The organism is Mycobacterium sp. MS1601, from assembly GCF_001984215.1.
Lineage (GTDB): Bacteria > Actinomycetota > Actinomycetes > Mycobacteriales > Mycobacteriaceae > Mycobacterium.
The window spans coordinates 3,651,529-3,670,651 of the sequence record NZ_CP019420.1 but is presented as its reverse complement, the minus strand read 5'-3'; the positions used below and the strand labels follow the sequence as shown (position 1 = coordinate 3,670,651).

The following is a 19,123-nucleotide window of genomic DNA, read 5'->3' as shown; positions in this document are numbered from 1 at the left end:
CAGACATGCCGGGCGATAAACCCAACATCCTGGTCATCTGGGGCGATGACATCGGGATCACCAATCTCAGCTGTTACAGCGACGGCCTGATGGGCTATCGCACCCCGAACATCGACCGCATCGCCACCGAGGGCATGCGCTTCACCGACTCCTATGGTGAGCAGAGCTGCACCGCGGGCAGGGCAGCGTTCATCAGCGGCCAGAGCGTCTACCGCACCGGGATGAGCAAAGTCGGCGTACCCGGGGTCGACATCGGTTGGGCAGCCGAGGATCCCACCATCGCCGAACTCCTCAAGCCGCTTGGCTACGCATGCGGCCAGTTCGGCAAGAACCACTTCGGCGACCTGAACAAATACCTGCCCACCGCGCACGGTTTCGACGAGTTCTTCGGCAACCTGTACCACCTCAATGCCGAGGAGGAGCCGGAGAACGAGGACTACCCCGACCCAGAGGTGTTCCCGCGCATGTATGCCGCGGCCAAACCGCGTGGCGTGATCCGCAGCTGGGCCACCGAGGAGGTGTCCGACGAGCCCGATGATCCCCGTTGGGGGCCGGTGGGCAAGCAGCGCATCGAGGACACCGGGCCGCTGACCAGGAAGCGCATGGAGACCATCGACGACGAGACCACCGGCGCCTGCATCGACTTCATCAAACGCAAGGTCGAGGCCGACACTCCGTTCTTCGTGTGGATGAACATGACCCACATGCATCTATTCACCCACACCAAGCCGGAGAGCGTGGGGCAGGCCGGGCGCTGGCAGTCGCCGTACCACGACACGATGATCGACCACGATCGCCATGTCGGGCAGATCCTGGACGCAGTGGATGAACTCGGCATCGCCGAGGACACCATCGTCATCTACTCCACCGACAACGGACCGCATGCCAACAGCTGGCCCGACGGCGCGACGACACCGTTTCGCAGCGAGAAGAACACCAACTGGGAAGGCGCGTTCCGGGTGCCGGAGATGATCCGCTGGCCCGGAAAGATCGCCGCCGGGTCCATCTCCAATGAGATTGTTCAGCACCATGATTGGCTACCGACCTTCCTCGCCGCCGCGGGTGATCCGGACATCGTGGACAAGTTGAAGAAAGGCCACGACGGATTCCAGGTCCACATCGACGGCTACAACCTGCTGCCGTACCTCACTGGTCTCGACGAGCACAGCCCGCGCCAGGGCTTCATCTATTTCTCCGACGACTGCGACGTCCTGGGTCTGCGCTACGACAACTGGAAGGTGGTTTTCCAGGAGCAACGCTGCCAGGGCACTTTGCAAGTGTGGGCCGAGCCGTTCACGCCGCTACGCGTGCCGAAACTGTTCAACCTGCGCACCGACCCCTTCGAACGCGCCGATATCACGTCGAACACCTACTACGACTGGATGATTCGCCGTGCGTTCCTGGTGTTCTACGCCAGCGTGATCGTGACGCAGTTCCTCGAGTCCTTCAAGGAGTTCCCGCCCAGGCATCCACCGGCCAGCTTCACCATCGATCAGGCGCTGGAAAAGCTCCAGGATTTTCTGGCGAAGGACTAGATGCTGGACTCGTGGAATGAGGGGCCGGCGAAGTCGGCGATCATCGAATTCGTGCATCGTGCCGCGGCCGAAGTGGCCCCCGAAGATCGAATCGCGGTGTTCGACAACGACGGAACGTTGTGGTGCGAGAAGCCCGCCTACATCCAGCTCGATTTCCTGATCCGTCGACTCGCCGAGCAGGCAGCTGCAGATCCCGGCCTGCTCGACGCCGAGCCGTATCGCGCCGCCGCTCAGGGAGATCTGGCCTGGTTCGACAACGCAGTCACCAAGCACTACAACGGAGACGACTCCGCGCTGGCAGTCCTGGCACGCGGAATGCTCTCCGCCTACGCGGGACTGACCGTCGAGGAGCACGCGCGGCGGGTCAGGGATTTCTTCGCCGACGCCTGCCACCCCACTCTGGGTCGCCGCTACACCGACTGCACCTACGCACCGATGATCGAACTGTTGCGGTTCCTCGAGAAGGCAGAGTTCACTTCGTTCATCGTCTCTGGAGGTGGCCGCGACTTCATGCGGCCGGTGACCGCGCAGTTGTACCGCATACCACCGGAACGGGTGATCGGCAGTTCCGTGGGCCTGGATTTTGTGGACGGACATCTGAGAACGACGGCCACCCCGGAATTCCTCGATGACGGTCCGGTGAAGCCGGTGCGGATCTGGGGCCGGACCGGTCGGCGTCCCATCTTCGCGGCCGGCAACTCCAATGGGGACATCGAGATGCTGCAGTACACCATGTCCGGTCGATGGCCGTCGATGGCGATGTTGGTCCAGCATGACGACACCGCACGAGAATTCGCTTACACCGCAGGCGCGGAAAGGGCACTCCGACAGGCTGCGGCCGACAGCTGGATGGTGGCCAGCATGCGCGAGGACTGGAACCGGATTTTTGGCAACTGAGGACATGGTGTGGATCCCAGGGCAGACCGCCGTCCTGGGCTCTGATCACCATTACCCGGAAGAGGCCCCTTCACACCAAGTCACCGTCGACGGGTTCTGGATACAGCGATATCAGGTGACCAATTCGCAGTACGCCCAATTCGTCACGGACACAGGCTATGTCACCGTTGCCGAGCGAGACCTCGATCCCGATGACTACCCGCGCGCTCCCGTCGAGAACCTGCAGCCCGGCTCGATGGTGTTCCGTCGCACCACCGGGCCCGTCGACCTGCGGCACCTGTCGTTATGGTGGACGTGGACACCCGGCGCGTGCTGGAACCACCCCCGCGGGCCGCGTTCCGGTCTCACCGGCCGTGATCACCACCCCGTTGTGCACATCGCTTTCGAGGATGCCGCGGCGTACGCCCAGTGGGCCGATCTCGAACTACCCACCGAGGCCGAATGGGAGGTGGCAGCCCGGGGCGGATTGCCCCATGCCACCTACGTCTGGGGAGACCAGCCCGAAGCCGCCGGCGCGCGGTTGGCCAACTACTGGCACGGAGAGTTTCCCTACCTTCCCGAGACCGGCTACGGGGTCACCACACCGGTAGGCAGCTACGCACCCAACGGCTACGACCTGTTCGACATGGCGGGCAACGTCTGGGAATGGACTTCAGACTTCTACGGCCAGGACCGGACCAGCTCGCCGTGCTGTGCCCAGGACTCGCGCGACCCACATTCCGGTGTCGCCCGACGGGTCATCAAGGGCGGGTCGTTCCTGTGCGCAGACAGCTACTGCCTGCGCTACCGGCCGTCGGCCCGACGTCCCCAGGCCGTCGACACCGGGATGAGCCACATCGGGTTTCGCTGCATCCGGCGGGTCTGACCGGCAGTCATTGGATGACTGAGCTACGAACCACAAGGAGGCCACGGATCTGCGAGGAGGCCATCAGCGCACCTTCCCCACTGATGCAAGGCCCAGTATGGTCACTGAAACACGTTCCAGTTTCAGGCTGAGGGAGACGCATGACGGTACTGGTGACGGGAGCCTTCGGGTTGGTGGGCTCTGCCACGGTGGCGCACCTGGCGGCCGACGGGCGCCGGGTGATCGCCACCGACCTGGACATCCCCGCCAACCGGGAGGCCGCAGCGGACCTGCCACCCGGGGTGCTGGTGCGCTACGCCGACCTGACCGACCCCGCGGCCGTCGATGCCCTGTTCGCCGACGTGGTGCCCACCTCGGTGATCCATCTGGCCGCCGTCATCGCACCGCACTGCTACAGCAGACACGAGCTGGCCCAGAAGGTGAACGTCGGCGGCACCGCCAACCTGCTGGCCGCGGCCGCTGGACAGGCCACCCCGCCACGCTTCGTCCTGGCCTCCAGCGTCGCGGTCTACGGCCCCCGCAACCCGCACCACATCGCCGATGCCCTGACCGCGGACACCCCCGTGGCGCCCTACGACATCTACGGCTCCCACAAGGTCGAAGCCGAAGCGCTGCTCAGGGCGTCGCAGTTGGATTGGGCGATTCTGCGCCTGGGTGGGGTGCTCACCGTCCGGATGTCTTTGGATCTCAATCCGGATTTCCTCTTCTTCGAGGGGGTCCTGCCAACCGACGGCCACATCCATACGGTCGACGTCCGCGACGTCGCCCGCGCGTTCGCGGCCGCCACCACCGCCGATTGCCTGGGTGAGACCCTGCTGATCGGCGGGGACCGCACCCACCGCCTGACCCAGGGTGACATCGCGCCAGCCACCGCGGCGGCCATGGGTTTGGTGGGCGCACTGCCCATCGGCCGCAAAGGTGACCCCGACAGCGACACCAAGTGGTTCGCCACCGATTGGATGGACACCACCAGGTCACAGGAAATTCTTGATTTCCAACGTCATTCATGGCCCGACATGCTGATCGAGACCGCTGAGAACGCCGGCTGGAGACGTCCGCTGCTGCGGCTGGCCGCACCCCTGGTCCATCAGATCCTCACCCGCCGTGCGGCGTACTACAAGGCACCTGGTGTTTATGCCGATCCGTGGGGCGCTGTGACCGCCAAGTGGGGCGACCCGCGCCCGGCGGCCACCAAGGACAAGTCATGAGCCGCCACGCCGTCGTCATCGGGGCAGCCTCCGGCATCGGATGGGCCGTCGCGCAGACCCTGGCCGCCGACTCGACCGTCACGCTGGCCGACCGCAACGTCGAGGGCGCGCAGACCCGCGCCGCCGAACTGGGCGCGCCACACACATCGGCGTTCGTCGACGTGACCGACGAAACCTCGGTGGCAGCGTTGTTCGGCGAGGTTTCGCCGGCGGTGGTGGTGAACTGCGCCGGCTTCAGTGGCTTCGGCCTCATCGTCGACCTGCCTGTCGAGCAGTTCCGCGAGGTGGTCGACGTGTGCCTCACCGGCTCGTTTCTGGTGATCAAACACGCCGGACAGCGGATGGGTGACGGCGGATCGATCGTCTCGCTGGCCTCCCTGAACGCCCGCCAGCCAGGTATCGGGATGAGCGCCTACTGCTCGGCGAAAGCCGGCCTGACGATGCTCACCGAGGTCGCCGCACTGGAACTCGGACCACGCGGCATCCGGGTCAACGCCGTCTCCCCCGGCTTCGTGCCCACCCCACTCACCGAGGCGGCGGCGATGATCCCCGGGGTGGTCGAGGAATACGTCGAGAACACGGTGCTCGGGCGTACCGGCACGCCGCAGGACATCGCGGATGCCGTGGCGTTCCTGTGCTCGGAGAAGTCGTCGTGGCTCACCGGCGAGGTGCTCGACCTCAACGGTGGCGCGCATCTGAAGCGCTACCCCAATATCCATGACCACCTGATGAAGTTCGCAGGTCAAGCGCAATAAGCCCCTAGTATTGGGCGCAATGATCACCGATTTCACCGTCACGCAGAAGCGGGCGCTGGCCATCCTGACGGTGTTGGCCCTCGGTTTCGGTGCGTACTTCCTGCGCACTTACTTCGTCCTGATCGTCATCGCCGCAGTCGCCGCGTATCTGTTCACGCCGGTATTCCGGCGGTTCCGCCTCAAGATGAGCGTGGGGTTGTCGGCCACGCTGACCTTGCTGTGCGCCGTCGCCGCGGTCGCGGTGCCGATCTCGCTGGTGATCTTCCTGGCTGTCCTACAGATCACCGAAATGGTTGCGGGCATCAGCAATTGGGTTGACAACACCGACCTCAGCGCACTGGGCAACCGACTGCTGGCCACAGCCAACGAACTGCTGGCGCGTGTCCCCTTCCTCGACATCAAGCTCACCATGGACTCCATTCGCGACAACATGGTGAAGGTGGGGCAGACGGTCGGCGAGGCGGCGCTGAGCTTCGCCAGCGACACGGCCGGCAACGCGTTCAGCACGCTGACCTCGGCCATCATCTTCCTCTACGTCTTCTTGTCGCTGTTGATCGGCGGGCACAAGGTGATCGATCTGATCAAGCATCTGAACCCGTTGGGCGAAGACGTGTCCGACCTCTACATCGCCAAGATCGGCGCCATGGTGAAAGCCACCGTGAAGGGGCAGTTCATCATCGCGGTGTGCCAGGGTGTGGCCGGCGCCATCTCGATCTACATCGGCGGAATCCACGACGCGTTCTTCATGTTCGCGATCTTCCTCACCGCACTGTCGTTCATCCCTCTGGGCAGCGGCATCCTGACCATTCCGCTGGGCATCGGAATGGCGTTGTTCGGCAACGTGGTCGGCGGGATCTTCGTGGTGGTGTTCCACATCGTGGTCACCACCAACATCGACAACGTGCTGCGGCCGCTGTTGGTCCCCAAGGAAGCACATCTGAATGCGGCGCTGATGCTGTTGTCGGTATTCGCGGGCCTGCAGATGTTCGGCTTCTGGGGCATCATCCTGGGCCCGGTGTTGATGATCATCATCGTCACCACCATCAGCGTCTACCTGGCCGTATACAAGGGTGTGGAACTGGAACACCACCACATCGGCACCGAAGCCGAAGCGGAGGTGAAACCCCGTACCTCCCTGTGGAAGTCATTGCTCAACCGGTTCACCAGGCCGAAGGCAAAGATCCCGCAACCCGTCGAGGAGGACGCATGAGTACCGCAGTTCCCGGCGGCGTGGTGCATGAGCTGCCCGCCGATCTGCGCACCGCGCTTGCCGCCAATGCCGAGGCGTTGGCGGCGTGGCAGGACATCACACCGTTGGCCCGCAACGAGTTCATCTGCTGGGTCGAAGACGCCAAGCAGCAGAAGACCCGCGAGCGCCGGATCCGGCGGACACAAGAGGAACTCGAGGAAGGGATGCGCCGGCCGTGCTGCTGGCCGGGATGCAAACACCGGGAGCGGACGGGCAAGCCCTAGCGGCCTGGCCGTCGCTGCCACGCTCCCACGCTGCTGCACCACCAGCCCCACCCGACACAGCGCCTGACAGCCGGTCACCTGTGGGCGGAATTGTCGCCCACTGTGCGCCCAGAAGTGACTGCGGGTCAGTTATGGCAGGCGGGCCGGACGCCGACTGCGCTGCCCCAGGGTCACAACACCACGCCGTGCCCTCCGCTGGTCATCGCGACCACCGCGCCCACCAACTCCAACCCCACATAGGGATTGCGCATGTCCGCGCCGGTCTCGAGCCCCACCGGCGTCCGGGCCGCCGGGTCGACGATGACGGTCGACGGCTCGACAAACTCCGACGTCCCGAAAATGGTTGCCGGAGCTTCGGTCACCTTCGGCCAGAGCCGAGTCAGCGGAATACCTTCGACGTCGGCGAGCGTCAGCAACGCCGAGAGCAGGTAGCGCTGGCTGGACAATCCAGGCCCGGTGGCACCATGGATCGGAGCATTGTCATCGGTGGCGATCATGTCGATATGGGTGTCCAGGACATCCAGCAGCGACGTGCGCTCGACTCCGCCGGGCACCGGCGGCAGGACATGCAACCGCTCGGCCCGGTCCGGAGCCAGCTCCAGCAGGTAGTGCGGCGACGTCTGGATGGTGGCTCCCGGTGTGGAGCGCATCAGGTCTGCCGACACCTTGGAACGAGCGTGCCGGTGATGCAGCGGCCCTCCGTGCAGATCCACCACCCACTCCAAAGCCTCGTCGTCCCAGGCGTAGACGACCGCTTTGAGGCCTGCCCGCCAGATGGCCTCGATGTTCACCGTGAAGTTCGGGTCCGGCGAGTACAGCTTGCACACCGGGGCCCAGGTGGTGCGGATCAGCTCACCGTGTTCGGCGAGCCAATCGGCGAAATCGTCGGTGTCTTCGGGCTCGATGGACAGCACCGGGATGTAGCGGGGCAACCGCGTGGACGCGCAGAACTGCGTGATGGCGCTGACGTCGAAGTGGCGCACCTCTTGCCACTGCAATGCGATGTTGACGTGCGACACGCCGCCACGCAACGGGCTGTGGATCTCCTGGTGTCGCAACCCCTGCTTCAGCAAGGGGATGTGGGCGTCACCGTCGTAGATCCCCGGCAGCGCCCACAGATCGGTGCCGTCGATGACGGCGGGAGCCGACGCGGCCGGTGAGGGCACGGTCATGCTGACCGTCGACCGGGTGTCGGTCAGGGGGTGAAAGACGTTCTCGAACACAACCTCTCGGGTCGAGATCATGGCGCCACGTTCTCCAGAGGCGCGAAGGTGGCGTTGGTGAGGTCGGTGTCGCCGACCTTCTCGACAGCCTGGTCGTAGATGTCGGTCTGCATCAGAGTCGTCAGATCTGGTGCGCTCTTGATGACGCCGGTCTCGGACAGCACGTCGGCGGTCTGCTGGAACGCCGCCTCGTCCAGGGTGCCCAGCGGCTTGTCCGATGACCAGATGGACTTGTTCATCTCGTTCATCTGCCACAGCATGAAATCCGCGTCCATGGTGGCGCCGGCCTCGCCGACAATTCGCACACAATCCTCCGGGTTGTCGCGGCAGTAGGCCTGCCCACGCAGCGTGGCCGCCACGAAATCGACTGTCTGCTCCGGGTTTGCCGCCACGTATTCACCGTTGCCGAACAGCTGCAGTCCGATGGTGTCGGTGTCGTCGGAGGCATAGTTGTACACCAGGACGTCCTGCTCGGGCACGCCCGCCTGGTACACCTGCCCCACCTCGTTGTAGCTGTAGGCCGATGCCAGATCCAGCTCGCCGCTGAGGAACTGCTGCATGTCGAAGCCCTGCTCCACGAGGGTGACGTCGGTGTCCTTGTTCATCCCGTGCTTGGCCAGTGAGGCGTACAGCGAGTTCACCGATGACCAGATGCCGATTCGCTTGCCCCGCCAGGATTCCGGTGTGGTCAATCCGTCCTTGGTCCAGGACAGCAGCCGCAGTGAGGATTCCTGCTCCAACTGCGCCAGGGACACCAGGCCGGTGCCGACGTCGTTGGACGTCAGCACGTTACTGCCTGCGTCCATGCCGAATTGCGCGCTGCCCGCCCCCACCAACTGTTCGGCGTTGACGTCGGGACCACCGGGCTGGATGGTCACGTCCAAGCCGGCCTCCTCGTAGTACCCCAGTGCGTCGGCGGCGTACAGCGACGCGAACTCGGGCTGGATCACCCACCCGGTGACGACGGTGACCGGACCGTCGGACGCGGCCTCGGTGTCGTCACCCCCGCCGCAACCCGCCACCAGTGCAACGGTGGCAAGTCCGGCGATCACGACACCCAACTGCTTCTTGGGATTCTCGACAAACAACATGATTGAACTCCTCTGTATCAGTTTGTGTTTCGGTGAAGGTCAGGATGGTTGGCGGGAGCTGTGCCAGCGCAGCGCCCACCTGTCCACGAGCGACAGCGCCAGGTAGAGCACCAGGGCGAAGAGAAAGGCGACCAGCGCCGCACCCCACATGTCGGCCACTCGTGACTGCACGGCCGTCGACTTGATGAAGGTGCCCAGTGTGGTGAGCTCACCGCCGAAGAACTCGGCGACAATCGCGATCGAGAAAGCCGTGGGTACCGCGACCCGCAGTGCACTCATCGCCGATGGCAGCATCGACGGAACATAGAGCGCAACTGTGGTTTTCATCGGTGATATTGCCATCGAGCGGAAGGCCTCGATGAGACCCTGGTCGGTGCCACGCAGGCCCGTGAGCAGGAAACTCACCGCAATCGGGTACACCGCCACCGATACCACGAAGATGCGCGAGGCCGGCGTCAGCCCGAAGAACACGTTGGACAGCGGCACCAGTGCCACCATGGGCAGCGCGAGCAGGGCGGCCGCCATGGCTTCGGTGACTTGGCTAAGACCCTTGGTGCGGAACACCGCCAGCGCGGTGACAGTACCTGCGACACACCCGAAGACCAGACCCGCCAACGCCTCCTGCAGGGTGTTGACACCCAATCCGAAGAAGAACGCGGGCCGTTCGATGAACGTCTGCCACACTGCCACCGGCGCGGGCAGTACAAACGGCTTGATCCCGGCGGCGGTGACCCAGAACTGCCACAACACGATCACTGCTGCCACGGTGACGGTCGGCCCCAGATACATCGCCGCTGTCCGCAGCGCGGACCCGCCACGTGTCCTCGTGAGTGTGGTCATCCGCCGGCCCCCACCGACAACTGCCGTCTGACCTCGGTGGTGATCTTGAAGAACTCCTCCGTCTCGGCAAGTTCAGGGCGGCGCTCCCTGGGCAGTGCCACCGGGATGTGCCCGATGATCCGACCGGGATCGCGGCCCATCACCAGGATGTCGGTGGACAGCGCCACAGCCTCGGCGATGCTGTGTGTGACGAACACGATGGTCTTGCCGGTGCTGGCCCACAGCTGGTGCAACTCGTAGTTCAGCCGCTCACGCAAGATCTCGTCGAGCGCGCCGAAGGGCTCGTCCATCAGCACGATGCGCGGGTCGCTGACCAGTGCTCTGGCGATCGCCGCCCGTTGCGCCATACCGCCCGAGAGCGTGCGCGGGCCGGCCTCGATGTGCTCGCCGAGGCCCACCCTGATCAGCTCGCGGGTAGCCCGCTCCTTCCGTTCGGCTGCGGGTAGACCCATTGCCTCCAGGGGAAGTTCGACATTGCGTCGCACCGATCGCCACGGCACCAGATTGGGCGACTGGAACACCATCGACATCGAGTGGCCACGCCGCGCGGTCTCCGGAGTGCCCGCACCGACGTCGATCCGGCCGGAACTCAGCGGCTCCAGATCGCCGATCATCCGCAGCAGCGTCGACTTCCCGCAGCCGGACGGCCCGATCAGCGATACGAAAGAACCAGGCTCGAAGGTGTGGCTGACGTGATCGAGGATCAGCTTCGACCCGTAGTACTTGACCACGTCGTGCAAGACGATTGCATCCGATGTGCCGATGCTGGTGTCGACGGTCATCTCGACTCCTTCGCTTCCGTGGGAATGCGCAGCGCGAAACGGGCTGCCGTAGAGGCAAATCCGGACATTGCGTACACCAGCAGGACGCCTCCTGCCATGGCCGTCAGCGCCGCGCACCACAGCGCCTCGGGGTCGGTCAGGTAGTAGGACGCCGCGGACAACAACGTCATGGAGATTCCGTCGGGTCTTCCGCTGGGTAGTTCCGCGACGATGGCTCCCACCACGGCCAGCGCTGTGGCTGTGCGGATGGAGCTGACCGCCGCCAGGGTGGCCCGCGGCATCTCCAGACTGGTGAACACCTTGGTTTTCGACAGTCCACAGCTGCGAAACAGCTCGCGGTGCTCTCGGCTGGTGTCGGTGATCGCACGGGCCACTGCCACATAGATCGGGAAGAACGCCAGGATCGCCGCGATCAGCGCCAGCGACACCCATCCGTCACCCAAGATGATCACCAGTGCAGGTACGACGGCCACCAGCGGAAATGTCTGCGTGGCAACAAGAACCGGCGTCAGCGTGAACGAAGCGAACCGCGACTTCGCGGACAGAACACCGATCCCCGCGCCGATCACCACGCCCACCCACAACCCGACGGTGGCCTCCTGCAGGGTGACCGCGAGCGCCCCCAGCAGTGACACTGCGCGGTTGTCACCGTTGGGCAGGCGCTCGCCGAGCGCCGCCAGCACCGACCAGGTGTGCGGCATGGTGGCGTCCGGCACGGCGAAGACGGCCTTGACCGCCTCCCACAGCCCGACCACTACGGCGACGGTGCCGACCCACCAGCCCGCCCACACCAGCGCCGCGCGATTGAATCGACCACCGTTCTGCGGGGCGGCACCGCCGGGAACCGACCGCACCTCAGGCCGCGCCGTCTCGTCCGGGCGGGTCTGTCTGCTCCTCGTCCCTTGGGCTCGTCGACCGTCCGCGGCGAGTTCGCCCACCGACACCGTCACCCTCCCCGGCGGATCATGCGTCGGCCGACAACGACTTGGCATGCGCCTGGTAACGCAGTGCCAGCCACCGATTGACCTGGGGCAGAGTGGTTTCCTGCCAGCTGTAACGCCCCCGCTTGGCGTACCGGGAGCGCTGCCCGTTCTGCATCCGCTCGTTGGTCACCATGTCCTGATCGTTGATCACCTGGTTGACGGCGTTCTGCATCTGGAAGGCCCAGTCGAATCCGGGAGCCTTCTTGGTGGACGCCGGGAACAGCCAGGCCACCCGCAGCGTCATCTTGTTCGCGCCCTCCGGCGTGATCAGGAAGTAGAACACCTGCTCGGGACTCAACGCGAAGAACACCGTCGGCAGCACCGAGGCGAACATGATGCGGCTGCGGTGCAGATCATCGAGGCCGGGAAGGATCGGCAGGATCGCCTTGCCGGTCGGGTTGAAACCGGCATCCATATAGCGGTAGTTCGTCGGGTGCATGATCACGTTGTCCGAGTCCTCGAACTCCACGAACTCGGCCATCGACGCCGGAGCCACATCGTGATAGCCCATGTGCACAAAAGAGGTGTGGTAGGGCTCGAGTGCGTTCTCGTGCATGCCTTTCCAGTTCCACGGCAGGCCGGGGAACTCCTGCGGCGCGGTGATCTCGAGGTTGGCGACGTCGTAGATCTCCATCTCGGGGGCGAGTTTGGTCAGCTGGTCGGCCAGCGGTGCCGCCTCGAGGTCCATGTTGGCGAAGATCATGCCGAACCAGATCTCCACTTTGAGGTTGGGAAGCGCTGTCTCCTTGCGAAGTTCGGCGATGGGGCAGGTTTCTTTCATCTCCGGCGCGGCCACCAGTTCACCGTCCAGCCCGTACGCCCAGTAGTGGTACGGACAGCGGAACTGTTTGGTGTTGCCGGTCTCGCTGGTGTCCACCACCGGATATCCGCGGTGCTGGCAGATCGACGACATCACCCGGACCGCGCCGTCGTTGTCACGAGTGACGATCAATGGTTCGTCTCCGACGGTGATGGAGAAATAGTCGCCGATGTCGGGGATCTGGCTGACGTGGCCGAGGCACAGCCACTCCTTGGCGAAGATGGCCTCTTTCTCGAAGTCGTAGAACTCTTCGGAGGTGTAGACCTCGGTGGGCATGGTGCGGGCGGTGGTGACGTCGGCCTCGGGCAGTCCGAGGCGGTCGAGGACATCACGGACCAGGGGTGGGATCTCGTTCACTGAAGGGCTCCTGGTTGGACTGTCAGGTGGTCTCAGACGTTGCGGACAATCGGCTTCTCGCTGTTGCGAGTCACCACGCAGAGGCATTCGACGTCGAGGTCGTTGAACTCCTCGTGCACCAAACCGCCTGGTATGACTGCGATCTGGCCAGCGGAGGCGGAGAACTCCTCGACGCCGTCAGGTCCGTGCACACGAAAGCGCATGGCACCTCCGACAATGCACACCAGCGATGTCTGGTCGGCGTGATGGTGCGGCACCGACGAATGCCCGGGCGGGAGCTTGCTGACCCCCATCCACATTCCGCCCGCCGACGCGGCCGAGCCGCGTGACAATGCGCCCGACCCGCCACCGGCCGCTGCGGAATTGTCGGCGATCAATCCGGAGTCGACAACACTGCAACCACTGGGATAGGTGACTGTGTCGCCATCGGTCACCCCAACGATCTGCTCTGGCATGAGTTTCCCAATCGGAAAGTAGGTATGAAAAGTCCTGCACGAAGCGCCCTTTGGGCAAAGCAGGATGCAGAGGTACCGGCGCTGACTGTCAGGCTGTCGTCAGTCGCCGGGAAGAAGGTGAAAATGTGGCGCACGCCGAGACGTCGGCACCGGCACCACCACGGTCAGCAGGCAGAACTCAGCGCTGATCAGGACCCGCGGTCAAGGCGGAAACCCTGGTGTACCCGCAGAGGGTCGTCGACGCCGGCCCGCCCGGTCGTCATGACTGCACGCTCTCGAGGAACGGCGTCCGTAGCCAACCATCGTGGTACGGGGTCTGGAAGTCCAGAGTCAGCCGTAGGTGCCTGATCTTCCAGACGCCGTCGCGGCGTTCGAAGTCGTCGACGTAGTGGCCGCCCTGCCATACTGCGGTTTCGTCACGAACAGTGCAGGGCTCCAACAGTTTCCACCGACCAACGGCGGTATCGCCGGTCACGGTGATCTCTTCGTTCATCAGATAGTGAACGGTGAAGTGCAGCCGCTCCGGGCTCTCGTTGAACATCTGCGCGATCGCGTCGCGTCCGTCCCAGCGCGCCCCGGGAACGGTCTGGCCGGTGAGGTCGAGTTCCTCCCACACGGCGTCTTCCCAGAACAGTTCGCCCATGCCGAGACGGCGTTTCTCATCAGCCCACTGCATATAGTGCGCCTTGACCGCTCGCACTGCGCTTTCGGATTCCAGACGGTCCAGCCGACGCAGGACATCCTGCAAATCAGCTGTCTCCATGACCACTCCCTAGGTCTTGCCGGCTGGCTGGCGCGCGGCGAGTCAGCCGATCACCGCGAGTCGCCGTTGAGCGCAGATCAAGGGGCTGATGGGTCCAAGTTAAATTTGTTCCAACTCCCGCGCAACTCGAAACTGCTTGCGCGGGTCGCCCGCTTTGGGCGCCCAATTGCTGCCAGCTCTGGCGCAATCACTGCCAATCGGAAATCAGCGCACCGGACTGCCCGTTGAACAACCATAGAACGGATTGAAATCGCGTCGCCCAGGAGAGAAGCGCAGATCATGAACAGGCCCGCCACTGCCATCGCCATCGGATCAGCGCTGACCGCGGCAACCCTGAGCTTTGCCGCCCCTGCGTTGGCAGCTCCCACCGCGGTGGGCAACGCCCAGGACACCATCGCCGAGTTGGAGAGCCAGGGCTATCACGTTGTCGTCAAGCGGCTGTCGGATGCGCCACTCTACGACGCGAACATCGTCTCCACGTTCGTCGACCTGCGTTCCAAACCCACTGTCAGCGTGAACGTTCGCTGATCGGTACTTGATTAGAGGGGCCGTGCGGTCCGCCTGGAACTTCTCTCGCCAGGTGGACCGCACGGGCAAAACGCCACTGCCGCGGGGTTAGCCGAGCCGTTCGACCAGAAATTCGACGACGCGTTTTCGCGCCTCGTAGGCCGGGTGTCCGTCGACCTCACGCACCTGATCGGTGAGCACCGAATGGGCTGCCCTCGAGAACCCGCCGGAATTGCCTGGGCCCGAATTGATTTCGATGACCTCGAAGGCGTCGCCCAGTCGCTTCTTCAAACTGACGAAACGGTCCCCAGGGCTCATCCAGTCCTCACTGAACCGTAGGCCCAGCGCGCAGAGCCCCTCGGTGGCGGCGCGTTGGGAGATGATCTCCAGCTCACCTTCGGAGACCCCGGGATCGCGGCGCTGCTTCGGCGTCAGCGGCAGTGGCAGCGACGGCTGACTCAGCACCGGCGCCAGCACGCTCTCGTCGACTGCGGCCGCCAACGCGAACCCACCGGTGAAGCACTGTCCGATGACGCCGACTCCCTTGCCCGGCGTGTTCGCGTTCAGGTCGCGGGCCAGCGCGCGCAGGAACATGGCCACCGGCCGCTGTTTGTCGGTCGCGAATGCGGAGAACTCCTTGGCGATGCAGCCCCGCACCAGGGTCGGCACCGCCGACGGGTGCAGCGCCGGACGCCCCGGGGTACCGAACAGCGACGGGGCCGCCACGGTGAACCCGTTGTCGACGAGGTGGTTTCCCAGCGCCAGGACACCGGGATGCAATCCCGGCATCTCCGGGATCAGCACCACTCCCGGGCCCGCACCCTTGCGGTAGACGTCGTGGGTGTAGCCGCCGCCCGTGAACGGCGCGCACGTCCAGCCCGTCAGATCGGCTTCGGGTGCGCTCACATGTGTCTCCTTCTTGCCGACCGGCCTAGGCGTCAGGCAGCGGGGACTGCGACTGCGTGGCTTCGGCCAGCGTATGGAACTGCTCCGGCGACCCAGCTCCGGTGATGGCCAACTGGGTGGATCCGATTCTGGTGGTCCACAGCGGTTCGTCGCGGCCGTTTTCGGAGACCGCCTGGTAAACCACCCACTGGCGGCCGCCGACGTCGACGGCACCGGTCGGGTACGCGCCGGGCAGGATCGAGGCGACCAGCCGGTCCTCGTCGGCGTTGCTCTGGGTCAGGCTCATGAACTTGGTGTCCGGCGTCAGGTAGCCGACGTTCGACAGCAGCGCACGGGTGCGCTGGCCGGTTGCCGGATCGGTGCGCGCCGAGTCGAGGCCGTCACGCTTGCCGGAGTTGGCCTGCCAGCCCTCCGGTAGCTTCGGCAGCCGGACCGGAAACCCCAGCGTCTGCGCATCGGAGCCCAGCGCTGCCTCGGCGTCGTAGGTCGGGACGGAGCCCTGGGTGGGCCCGCTGGGCTGGAACGAACACATGCCCAGCAGACCGGCCAGCAGGATGCAGCCCAGCACCAGCGGTGCCATGGACCAGAACATGTCACGACCGTCCTGCAGCAGCCGCGGCTTGGCCTCTTTGAGTGCCGGGACCGCCTGGCCCGCGTCACCCGGCGTCTGCTGCGGTTCCGTCGTCACGACGACCAGTATCCCAGCTCCCACGGCGGTGTCGGCTTCTGGGACAATGACTGCTCATGAGTGCACCGTCCGAGCAGCCCACCCGCCGCCGCGAAGCCCCTGACCGCAACCTCGCCCTCGAACTGGTGCGTGTCACCGAGGCCGGCGCCATGGCCGCAGGCCGCTGGGTGGGACGCGGAGACAAGGAAGGCGGCGACGGCGCGGCCGTCGACGCCATGCGTGAGCTGGTCAATTCGGTGTCGATGCGCGGCGTGGTGGTGATCGGTGAGGGCGAGAAGGACAACGCCCCGATGCTCTACAACGGCGAAGAGGTGGGCAACGGCGACGGGCCGGACTGCGACTTCGCCGTCGACCCGGTGGACGGCACCACGCTGATGAGCAAGGGCATGCCGAATGCCATCTCGGTGCTCGCGGTGGCCGAACGCGGGGCGATGTTCGACCCGTCGGCCGTGTTCTACATGCACAAGATCGCCGTCGGGCCCGACGTCGCGGACTTCATCGACATCACCTCGCCCATCGCGGCGAACATCCAGCGCATCGCGAAGGTGCGCAAGGCGTCGGTCGCCGACGTCACGGTGTGCATCCTGGACCGGCCCCGGCACGCCAAGCTGATGGACGAGGTGCGTCAGGCCGGCGCCCGCATCCGGCTGATCTCCGACGGTGACGTCGCCGGTGCCATCTCGGCCTGCCGGCCGGACTCGGGCACCGACATGCTCGTCGGCATCGGCGGTACGCCGGAGGGCATCATCGCCGCAGCCGCCATTCGCTGCATGGGTGGCGCCATCCAGGCGAAGCTGGCCCCCACCGACGACGACGAGCGCCAGAAGGCCATCGACCGCGGCTACGACCTGGATCGGGTGCTGAGCACCGAGGACCTGGTCTCGGGTGAGAACGTCTTCTTCTGCGCCACCGGCGTCACCGACGGTGACCTGCTCAAGGGCGTGCGGTTCTTCGGCGGCGGCTGCACCACGCAGTCCATCGTGATGCGCTCCAAGTCGGGCACCGTCCGCATGATCGAGGCCTACCACCGGCTGTCCAAACTCAACGAGTACTCCGCGGTGAACTTCACCGGGGACAAGACCGCCGCCCATCCACTTCCGTAAAAACAGAGCAAAGGGAGCCAATGACCGCCGACGACGCCGTCGAGTACCGCATCGAGCACGACACCATGGGTGAAGTGCGCGTCCCCAAGAACGCGCTGTGGCGCGCCCAGACCCAACGCGCCGTGGAGAACTTCCCGATCTCCGGCCGGGGCCTGGAGCGCACCCAGATCCGCGCACTGGGCCTGCTGAAGGCAGCGTGCGCCCAGGTCAACAAAGACCTCGGACTACTCGACGCCGAGAAGGCCGACGCGATCATCGCCGCCGCCGGCGAGATCGCCGAGGGGTTGCACGACGACCAGTTCCCCATCGACGTCTTCCAGACCGGCTCGGGCACCAGCTCCAACATGAACGCCAACGAGGTCATCGCCTCCATCGCGGCGGCGCACGGCGTGACGGTGCACCCCAACGACCACGTGAACATGTCGCAGAGCTCCAATGACACGTTCCCCACCGCCACGCACATCGCCGCCACGGAAGCCGCTGTGCGGCATCTGATTCCGGCCCTGGAGGTACTGCACGAGTCGCTGGCGGCCAAGGCCAAGCAGTGGCGCACCACGGTCAAGTCCGGCCGCACCCATCTGATGGATGCCGTGCCGGTGACTCTGGGCCAGGAGTTCGGCGGCTACGCCCGCCAGGTGCAGGCCGGCATCGAGAGAGTGAAGGCGACACTGCCGCGCCTTGGTGAGCTCGCCATCGGCGGCACCGCCGTCGGCACCGGCCTCAACGCCCCCGACGACTTCGGCCCCAAGGTGGTCGAGGTGCTGGTGGCCGACACCGGGCTGGCCGAATTGCGGGTAGCCGAGGACCATTTCGAGGCTCAGGCAGCACGCGACGGCCTGGTCGAGGCGTCCGGTGCGTTGAAGACCATCGCGGTGTCACTGACCAAGATCGCCAACGACATCCGCTGGATGGGCTCGGGTCCGCTGACCGGCCTCGGCGAGCTGCAACTGCCCGACCTGCAGCCGGGCAGCTCGATCATGCCGGGCAAGGTCAACCCCGTCATCCCCGAGGCCGTCACCCAGGTGGCCGCCCAGGTGATCGGCAACGACGCGGCCGTCACCGTCGGTGGCCTCTCCGGCGCCTTCGAGCTCAACGTCTACATCCCGATGATGGCCCGCAACATTCTCGAGTCGTTCACGCTGCTGGCCAACGTCTCCAAACTGTTCGCCGGTCGCTGCATCGATGGTCTGGTGGCCAACGAGGCGCATCTGCTGGAGTTGGCCGAGTCGTCGCCGTCGATCGTGACGCCGCTGAACTCGGCGATCGGCTACGAGGAGGCCGCCGCGGTGGCCAAGCAGGCCCTCAAGGAGAAGAAGACCATCCGGCAGACGGTCATCGACCGGGGCCTGATCGGCGACAAGCTGTCCGAGGCCGAGCTGGACAAGCGCCTGGACGTGCTGGCCATGGCCAAGGTCAAAGACGGCGACTGAGAGCGACTTGGGCGTGATTCCGACCGCTGAGCGGTCGGAATCACGCCCAACTCCCGTCTAGGGCTGGGGTGTGTAGCCGCCGGCCGACTGCCGCAGCGCCCAGATCTGCGCCGGGCACAGTTCACCGGTGGCCTGGCTCAGCAGGTACGACGCGCCGTACTCATCGGTGTGGAAATAGTCTTTGATCGAGCGGGCCAGCATCGGGTAGGGCTCGCCGCCGCGGATCCGGTCGCACAGCAGGTTGCCGTACTGCAGTGCGGCGTCGGCATTCGGGAAGTTGTACCCCGGCTTGACCGTGACGTTGACCAGGTAGCCGATCTGGTCGGCCTGCGCTGCGGGGGCCATCCCGATCGCTGTTGCCACCAATGCCCCAGCCAGTGCCACTGCCGCTCTCATAGCCGCTGAGCGTAGAGCACTCATCACACCAGCGGGGCCGGATGCC

General features: G+C 65.3%; 21 protein-coding genes. 10 read left to right on the top strand and 11 right to left on the bottom strand.

The window, feature by feature from the left end:
- The first annotated feature begins 5 nt into the window (after window positions 1–5).
- From BVC93_RS17905 to BVC93_RS17875, 7 genes are all read left to right on the top strand, one after another.
- A complete protein-coding gene (locus tag BVC93_RS17905) occupies window positions 6–1,535 on the top strand; it encodes an arylsulfatase (RefSeq protein WP_083738654.1) in 1,530 nt (509 codons plus the stop codon).
- Entirely contained in the window at window positions 1,536–2,432 is an 897-nt protein-coding gene (locus tag BVC93_RS17900; protein ID WP_083738653.1) for an HAD family hydrolase, read from the top strand.
- A 4-nt stretch (window positions 2,433–2,436) separates the two neighbouring features.
- Entirely contained in the window at window positions 2,437–3,297 is an 861-nt protein-coding gene (locus BVC93_RS17895; protein ID WP_083738652.1) for a formylglycine-generating enzyme family protein, read from the top strand.
- A gap of 140 nt (window positions 3,298–3,437) precedes the next feature.
- A complete protein-coding gene (locus BVC93_RS17890; protein ID WP_083738651.1) occupies window positions 3,438–4,505 on the top strand; it encodes an NAD-dependent epimerase/dehydratase family protein in 1,068 nt (355 codons plus the stop codon).
- Window positions 4,502–5,260, top strand: coding sequence for an SDR family NAD(P)-dependent oxidoreductase (locus BVC93_RS17885; RefSeq protein WP_083738650.1), 759 nt, complete (start codon window positions 4,502–4,504; stop codon window positions 5,258–5,260). The genes BVC93_RS17890 and BVC93_RS17885 overlap by 4 nt, the downstream gene beginning before the upstream one ends.
- Window positions 5,261–5,279: 19 nt before the next feature.
- Window positions 5,280–6,470 carry an AI-2E family transporter gene (locus BVC93_RS17880; RefSeq protein ID WP_083738649.1) on the top strand — a complete coding sequence of 397 codons (1,191 nt, stop codon included), beginning with the start codon at window positions 5,280–5,282 and terminating at the stop codon, window positions 6,468–6,470.
- Entirely contained in the window at window positions 6,467–6,733 is a 267-nt protein-coding gene (locus tag BVC93_RS17875) for a YdeI/OmpD-associated family protein (RefSeq protein ID WP_083738648.1), read from the top strand. The genes BVC93_RS17880 and BVC93_RS17875 overlap by 4 nt, the downstream gene beginning before the upstream one ends.
- Window positions 6,734–6,903: 170 nt before the next feature.
- Here the strand turns inward: BVC93_RS17875 and BVC93_RS17870 are convergent, their stop codons facing one another.
- The 8 genes from BVC93_RS17870 to BVC93_RS17840 form a co-directional block, all read right to left on the bottom strand.
- Window positions 6,904–7,977: a hypothetical protein gene (locus tag BVC93_RS17870; RefSeq protein WP_083738647.1), complete on the bottom strand. Its 1,074-nt coding sequence runs from the start codon at window positions 7,975–7,977 to the stop codon at window positions 6,904–6,906.
- Window positions 7,974–9,047 (bottom strand): ABC transporter substrate-binding protein, encoded by a 1,074-nt coding sequence (locus tag BVC93_RS17865; protein ID WP_083738646.1) that lies wholly within the window; start codon window positions 9,045–9,047, stop codon window positions 7,974–7,976. The genes BVC93_RS17870 and BVC93_RS17865 overlap by 4 nt, the downstream gene beginning before the upstream one ends.
- Window positions 9,048–9,086: 39 nt before the next feature.
- Complete coding sequence (locus BVC93_RS17860) at window positions 9,087–9,887, bottom strand: ABC transporter permease (RefSeq protein WP_083738645.1); 801 nt, start codon at window positions 9,885–9,887, stop codon at window positions 9,087–9,089.
- Window positions 9,884–10,669 carry an ABC transporter ATP-binding protein gene (locus tag BVC93_RS17855; protein WP_083738644.1) on the bottom strand — a complete coding sequence of 262 codons (786 nt, stop codon included), beginning with the start codon at window positions 10,667–10,669 and terminating at the stop codon, window positions 9,884–9,886. The genes BVC93_RS17860 and BVC93_RS17855 overlap by 4 nt, the downstream gene beginning before the upstream one ends.
- The gene (locus tag BVC93_RS17850) at window positions 10,666–11,613 is read right to left on the bottom strand and encodes an ABC transporter permease (protein WP_192860025.1); all 948 of its coding nucleotides are present in this window, start codon (window positions 11,611–11,613) and stop codon (window positions 10,666–10,668) included. Before BVC93_RS17850 ends, BVC93_RS17855 begins: the two co-directional genes overlap by 4 nt.
- Before the next feature lie 19 nt (window positions 11,614–11,632).
- Window positions 11,633–12,829: an aromatic ring-hydroxylating oxygenase subunit alpha gene (locus tag BVC93_RS17845; RefSeq protein WP_192860024.1), complete on the bottom strand. Its 1,197-nt coding sequence runs from the start codon at window positions 12,827–12,829 to the stop codon at window positions 11,633–11,635.
- Window positions 12,830–12,861: 32 nt separating this feature from the next.
- Window positions 12,862–13,284: a cupin domain-containing protein gene (locus BVC93_RS33180; protein ID WP_157516977.1), complete on the bottom strand. Its 423-nt coding sequence runs from the start codon at window positions 13,282–13,284 to the stop codon at window positions 12,862–12,864.
- Window positions 13,285–13,543: 259 nt separating this feature from the next.
- The gene (locus BVC93_RS17840; protein ID WP_083738641.1) at window positions 13,544–14,047 is read right to left on the bottom strand and encodes a nuclear transport factor 2 family protein; all 504 of its coding nucleotides are present in this window, start codon (window positions 14,045–14,047) and stop codon (window positions 13,544–13,546) included.
- A 279-nt stretch (window positions 14,048–14,326) separates the two neighbouring features.
- Here BVC93_RS17840 and BVC93_RS17835 point away from each other — a divergent pair, with 279 nt between their 5' ends.
- Window positions 14,327–14,575 (top strand): hypothetical protein, encoded by a 249-nt coding sequence (locus tag BVC93_RS17835; protein ID WP_083738640.1) that lies wholly within the window; start codon window positions 14,327–14,329, stop codon window positions 14,573–14,575.
- 87 nt (window positions 14,576–14,662) lie between these two features.
- Here the strand turns inward: BVC93_RS17835 and BVC93_RS17830 are convergent, their stop codons facing one another.
- Window positions 14,663–15,460: a dienelactone hydrolase family protein gene (locus BVC93_RS17830; RefSeq protein WP_083738639.1), complete on the bottom strand. Its 798-nt coding sequence runs from the start codon at window positions 15,458–15,460 to the stop codon at window positions 14,663–14,665.
- Window positions 15,461–15,485: 25 nt separating this feature from the next.
- Window positions 15,486–16,148, bottom strand: a complete 663-nt coding sequence (locus BVC93_RS17825; RefSeq protein WP_236950011.1) for a DUF4245 domain-containing protein — start codon at window positions 16,146–16,148, stop codon at window positions 15,486–15,488.
- A gap of 56 nt (window positions 16,149–16,204) precedes the next feature.
- On the opposite strand from BVC93_RS17825, the gene glpX reads away from it, so the two are divergent.
- Together glpX and BVC93_RS17815 are read left to right on the top strand one after the other, a co-directional pair.
- Window positions 16,205–17,251, top strand: coding sequence for a class II fructose-bisphosphatase (gene glpX / locus BVC93_RS17820; protein ID WP_083738638.1), 1,047 nt, complete (start codon window positions 16,205–16,207; stop codon window positions 17,249–17,251).
- A 20-nt stretch (window positions 17,252–17,271) separates the two neighbouring features.
- Complete coding sequence (locus tag BVC93_RS17815; RefSeq protein WP_083738637.1) at window positions 17,272–18,681, top strand: class II fumarate hydratase; 1,410 nt, start codon at window positions 17,272–17,274, stop codon at window positions 18,679–18,681.
- A 57-nt stretch (window positions 18,682–18,738) separates the two neighbouring features.
- Here the strand turns inward: BVC93_RS17815 and BVC93_RS17810 are convergent, their stop codons facing one another.
- Window positions 18,739–19,077 carry a DUF732 domain-containing protein gene (locus tag BVC93_RS17810; protein WP_083738636.1) on the bottom strand — a complete coding sequence of 113 codons (339 nt, stop codon included), beginning with the start codon at window positions 19,075–19,077 and terminating at the stop codon, window positions 18,739–18,741.
- Between the last annotated feature and the right edge of the window lie 46 nt (window positions 19,078–19,123).

What these genes read in the sequence shown, in the direction of transcription:
- BVC93_RS33180 (WP_157516977.1), bottom strand. Translation starts at nt 13,284, where the DNA reads ATGCCAGAGCAGATCGTTGGGGTGACCGATGGCGACACAGTCACCTAT.
- BVC93_RS17810 (WP_083738636.1), bottom strand. Translation starts at nt 19,077, where the DNA reads ATGAGAGCGGCAGTGGCACTGGCTGGGGCATTGGTGGCAACAGCGATC.
- BVC93_RS17875 (WP_083738648.1), top strand. Translation starts at nt 6,467, where the DNA reads ATGAGTACCGCAGTTCCCGGCGGCGTGGTGCATGAGCTGCCCGCCGAT.
- BVC93_RS17880 (WP_083738649.1), top strand. Translation starts at nt 5,280, where the DNA reads ATGATCACCGATTTCACCGTCACGCAGAAGCGGGCGCTGGCCATCCTG.
- BVC93_RS17900 (WP_083738653.1), top strand. Translation starts at nt 1,536, where the DNA reads ATGCTGGACTCGTGGAATGAGGGGCCGGCGAAGTCGGCGATCATCGAA.
- BVC93_RS17860 (WP_083738645.1), bottom strand. Translation starts at nt 9,887, where the DNA reads ATGACCACACTCACGAGGACACGTGGCGGGTCCGCGCTGCGGACAGCG.
- BVC93_RS17835 (WP_083738640.1), top strand. Translation starts at nt 14,327, where the DNA reads ATGAACAGGCCCGCCACTGCCATCGCCATCGGATCAGCGCTGACCGCG.
- BVC93_RS17890 (WP_083738651.1), top strand. Translation starts at nt 3,438, where the DNA reads ATGACGGTACTGGTGACGGGAGCCTTCGGGTTGGTGGGCTCTGCCACG.
- BVC93_RS17815 (WP_083738637.1), top strand. Translation starts at nt 17,272, where the DNA reads ATGACCGCCGACGACGCCGTCGAGTACCGCATCGAGCACGACACCATG.
- glpX (WP_083738638.1), top strand. Translation starts at nt 16,205, where the DNA reads ATGAGTGCACCGTCCGAGCAGCCCACCCGCCGCCGCGAAGCCCCTGAC.
- BVC93_RS17870 (WP_083738647.1), bottom strand. Translation starts at nt 7,977, where the DNA reads ATGATCTCGACCCGAGAGGTTGTGTTCGAGAACGTCTTTCACCCCCTG.
- BVC93_RS17885 (WP_083738650.1), top strand. Translation starts at nt 4,502, where the DNA reads ATGAGCCGCCACGCCGTCGTCATCGGGGCAGCCTCCGGCATCGGATGG.
- BVC93_RS17855 (WP_083738644.1), bottom strand. Translation starts at nt 10,669, where the DNA reads ATGACCGTCGACACCAGCATCGGCACATCGGATGCAATCGTCTTGCAC.
- BVC93_RS17840 (WP_083738641.1), bottom strand. Translation starts at nt 14,047, where the DNA reads ATGGAGACAGCTGATTTGCAGGATGTCCTGCGTCGGCTGGACCGTCTG.
- BVC93_RS17895 (WP_083738652.1), top strand. Translation starts at nt 2,437, where the DNA reads ATGGTGTGGATCCCAGGGCAGACCGCCGTCCTGGGCTCTGATCACCAT.
- BVC93_RS17865 (WP_083738646.1), bottom strand. Translation starts at nt 9,047, where the DNA reads ATGTTGTTTGTCGAGAATCCCAAGAAGCAGTTGGGTGTCGTGATCGCC.
- BVC93_RS17905 (WP_083738654.1), top strand. Translation starts at nt 6, where the DNA reads ATGCCGGGCGATAAACCCAACATCCTGGTCATCTGGGGCGATGACATC.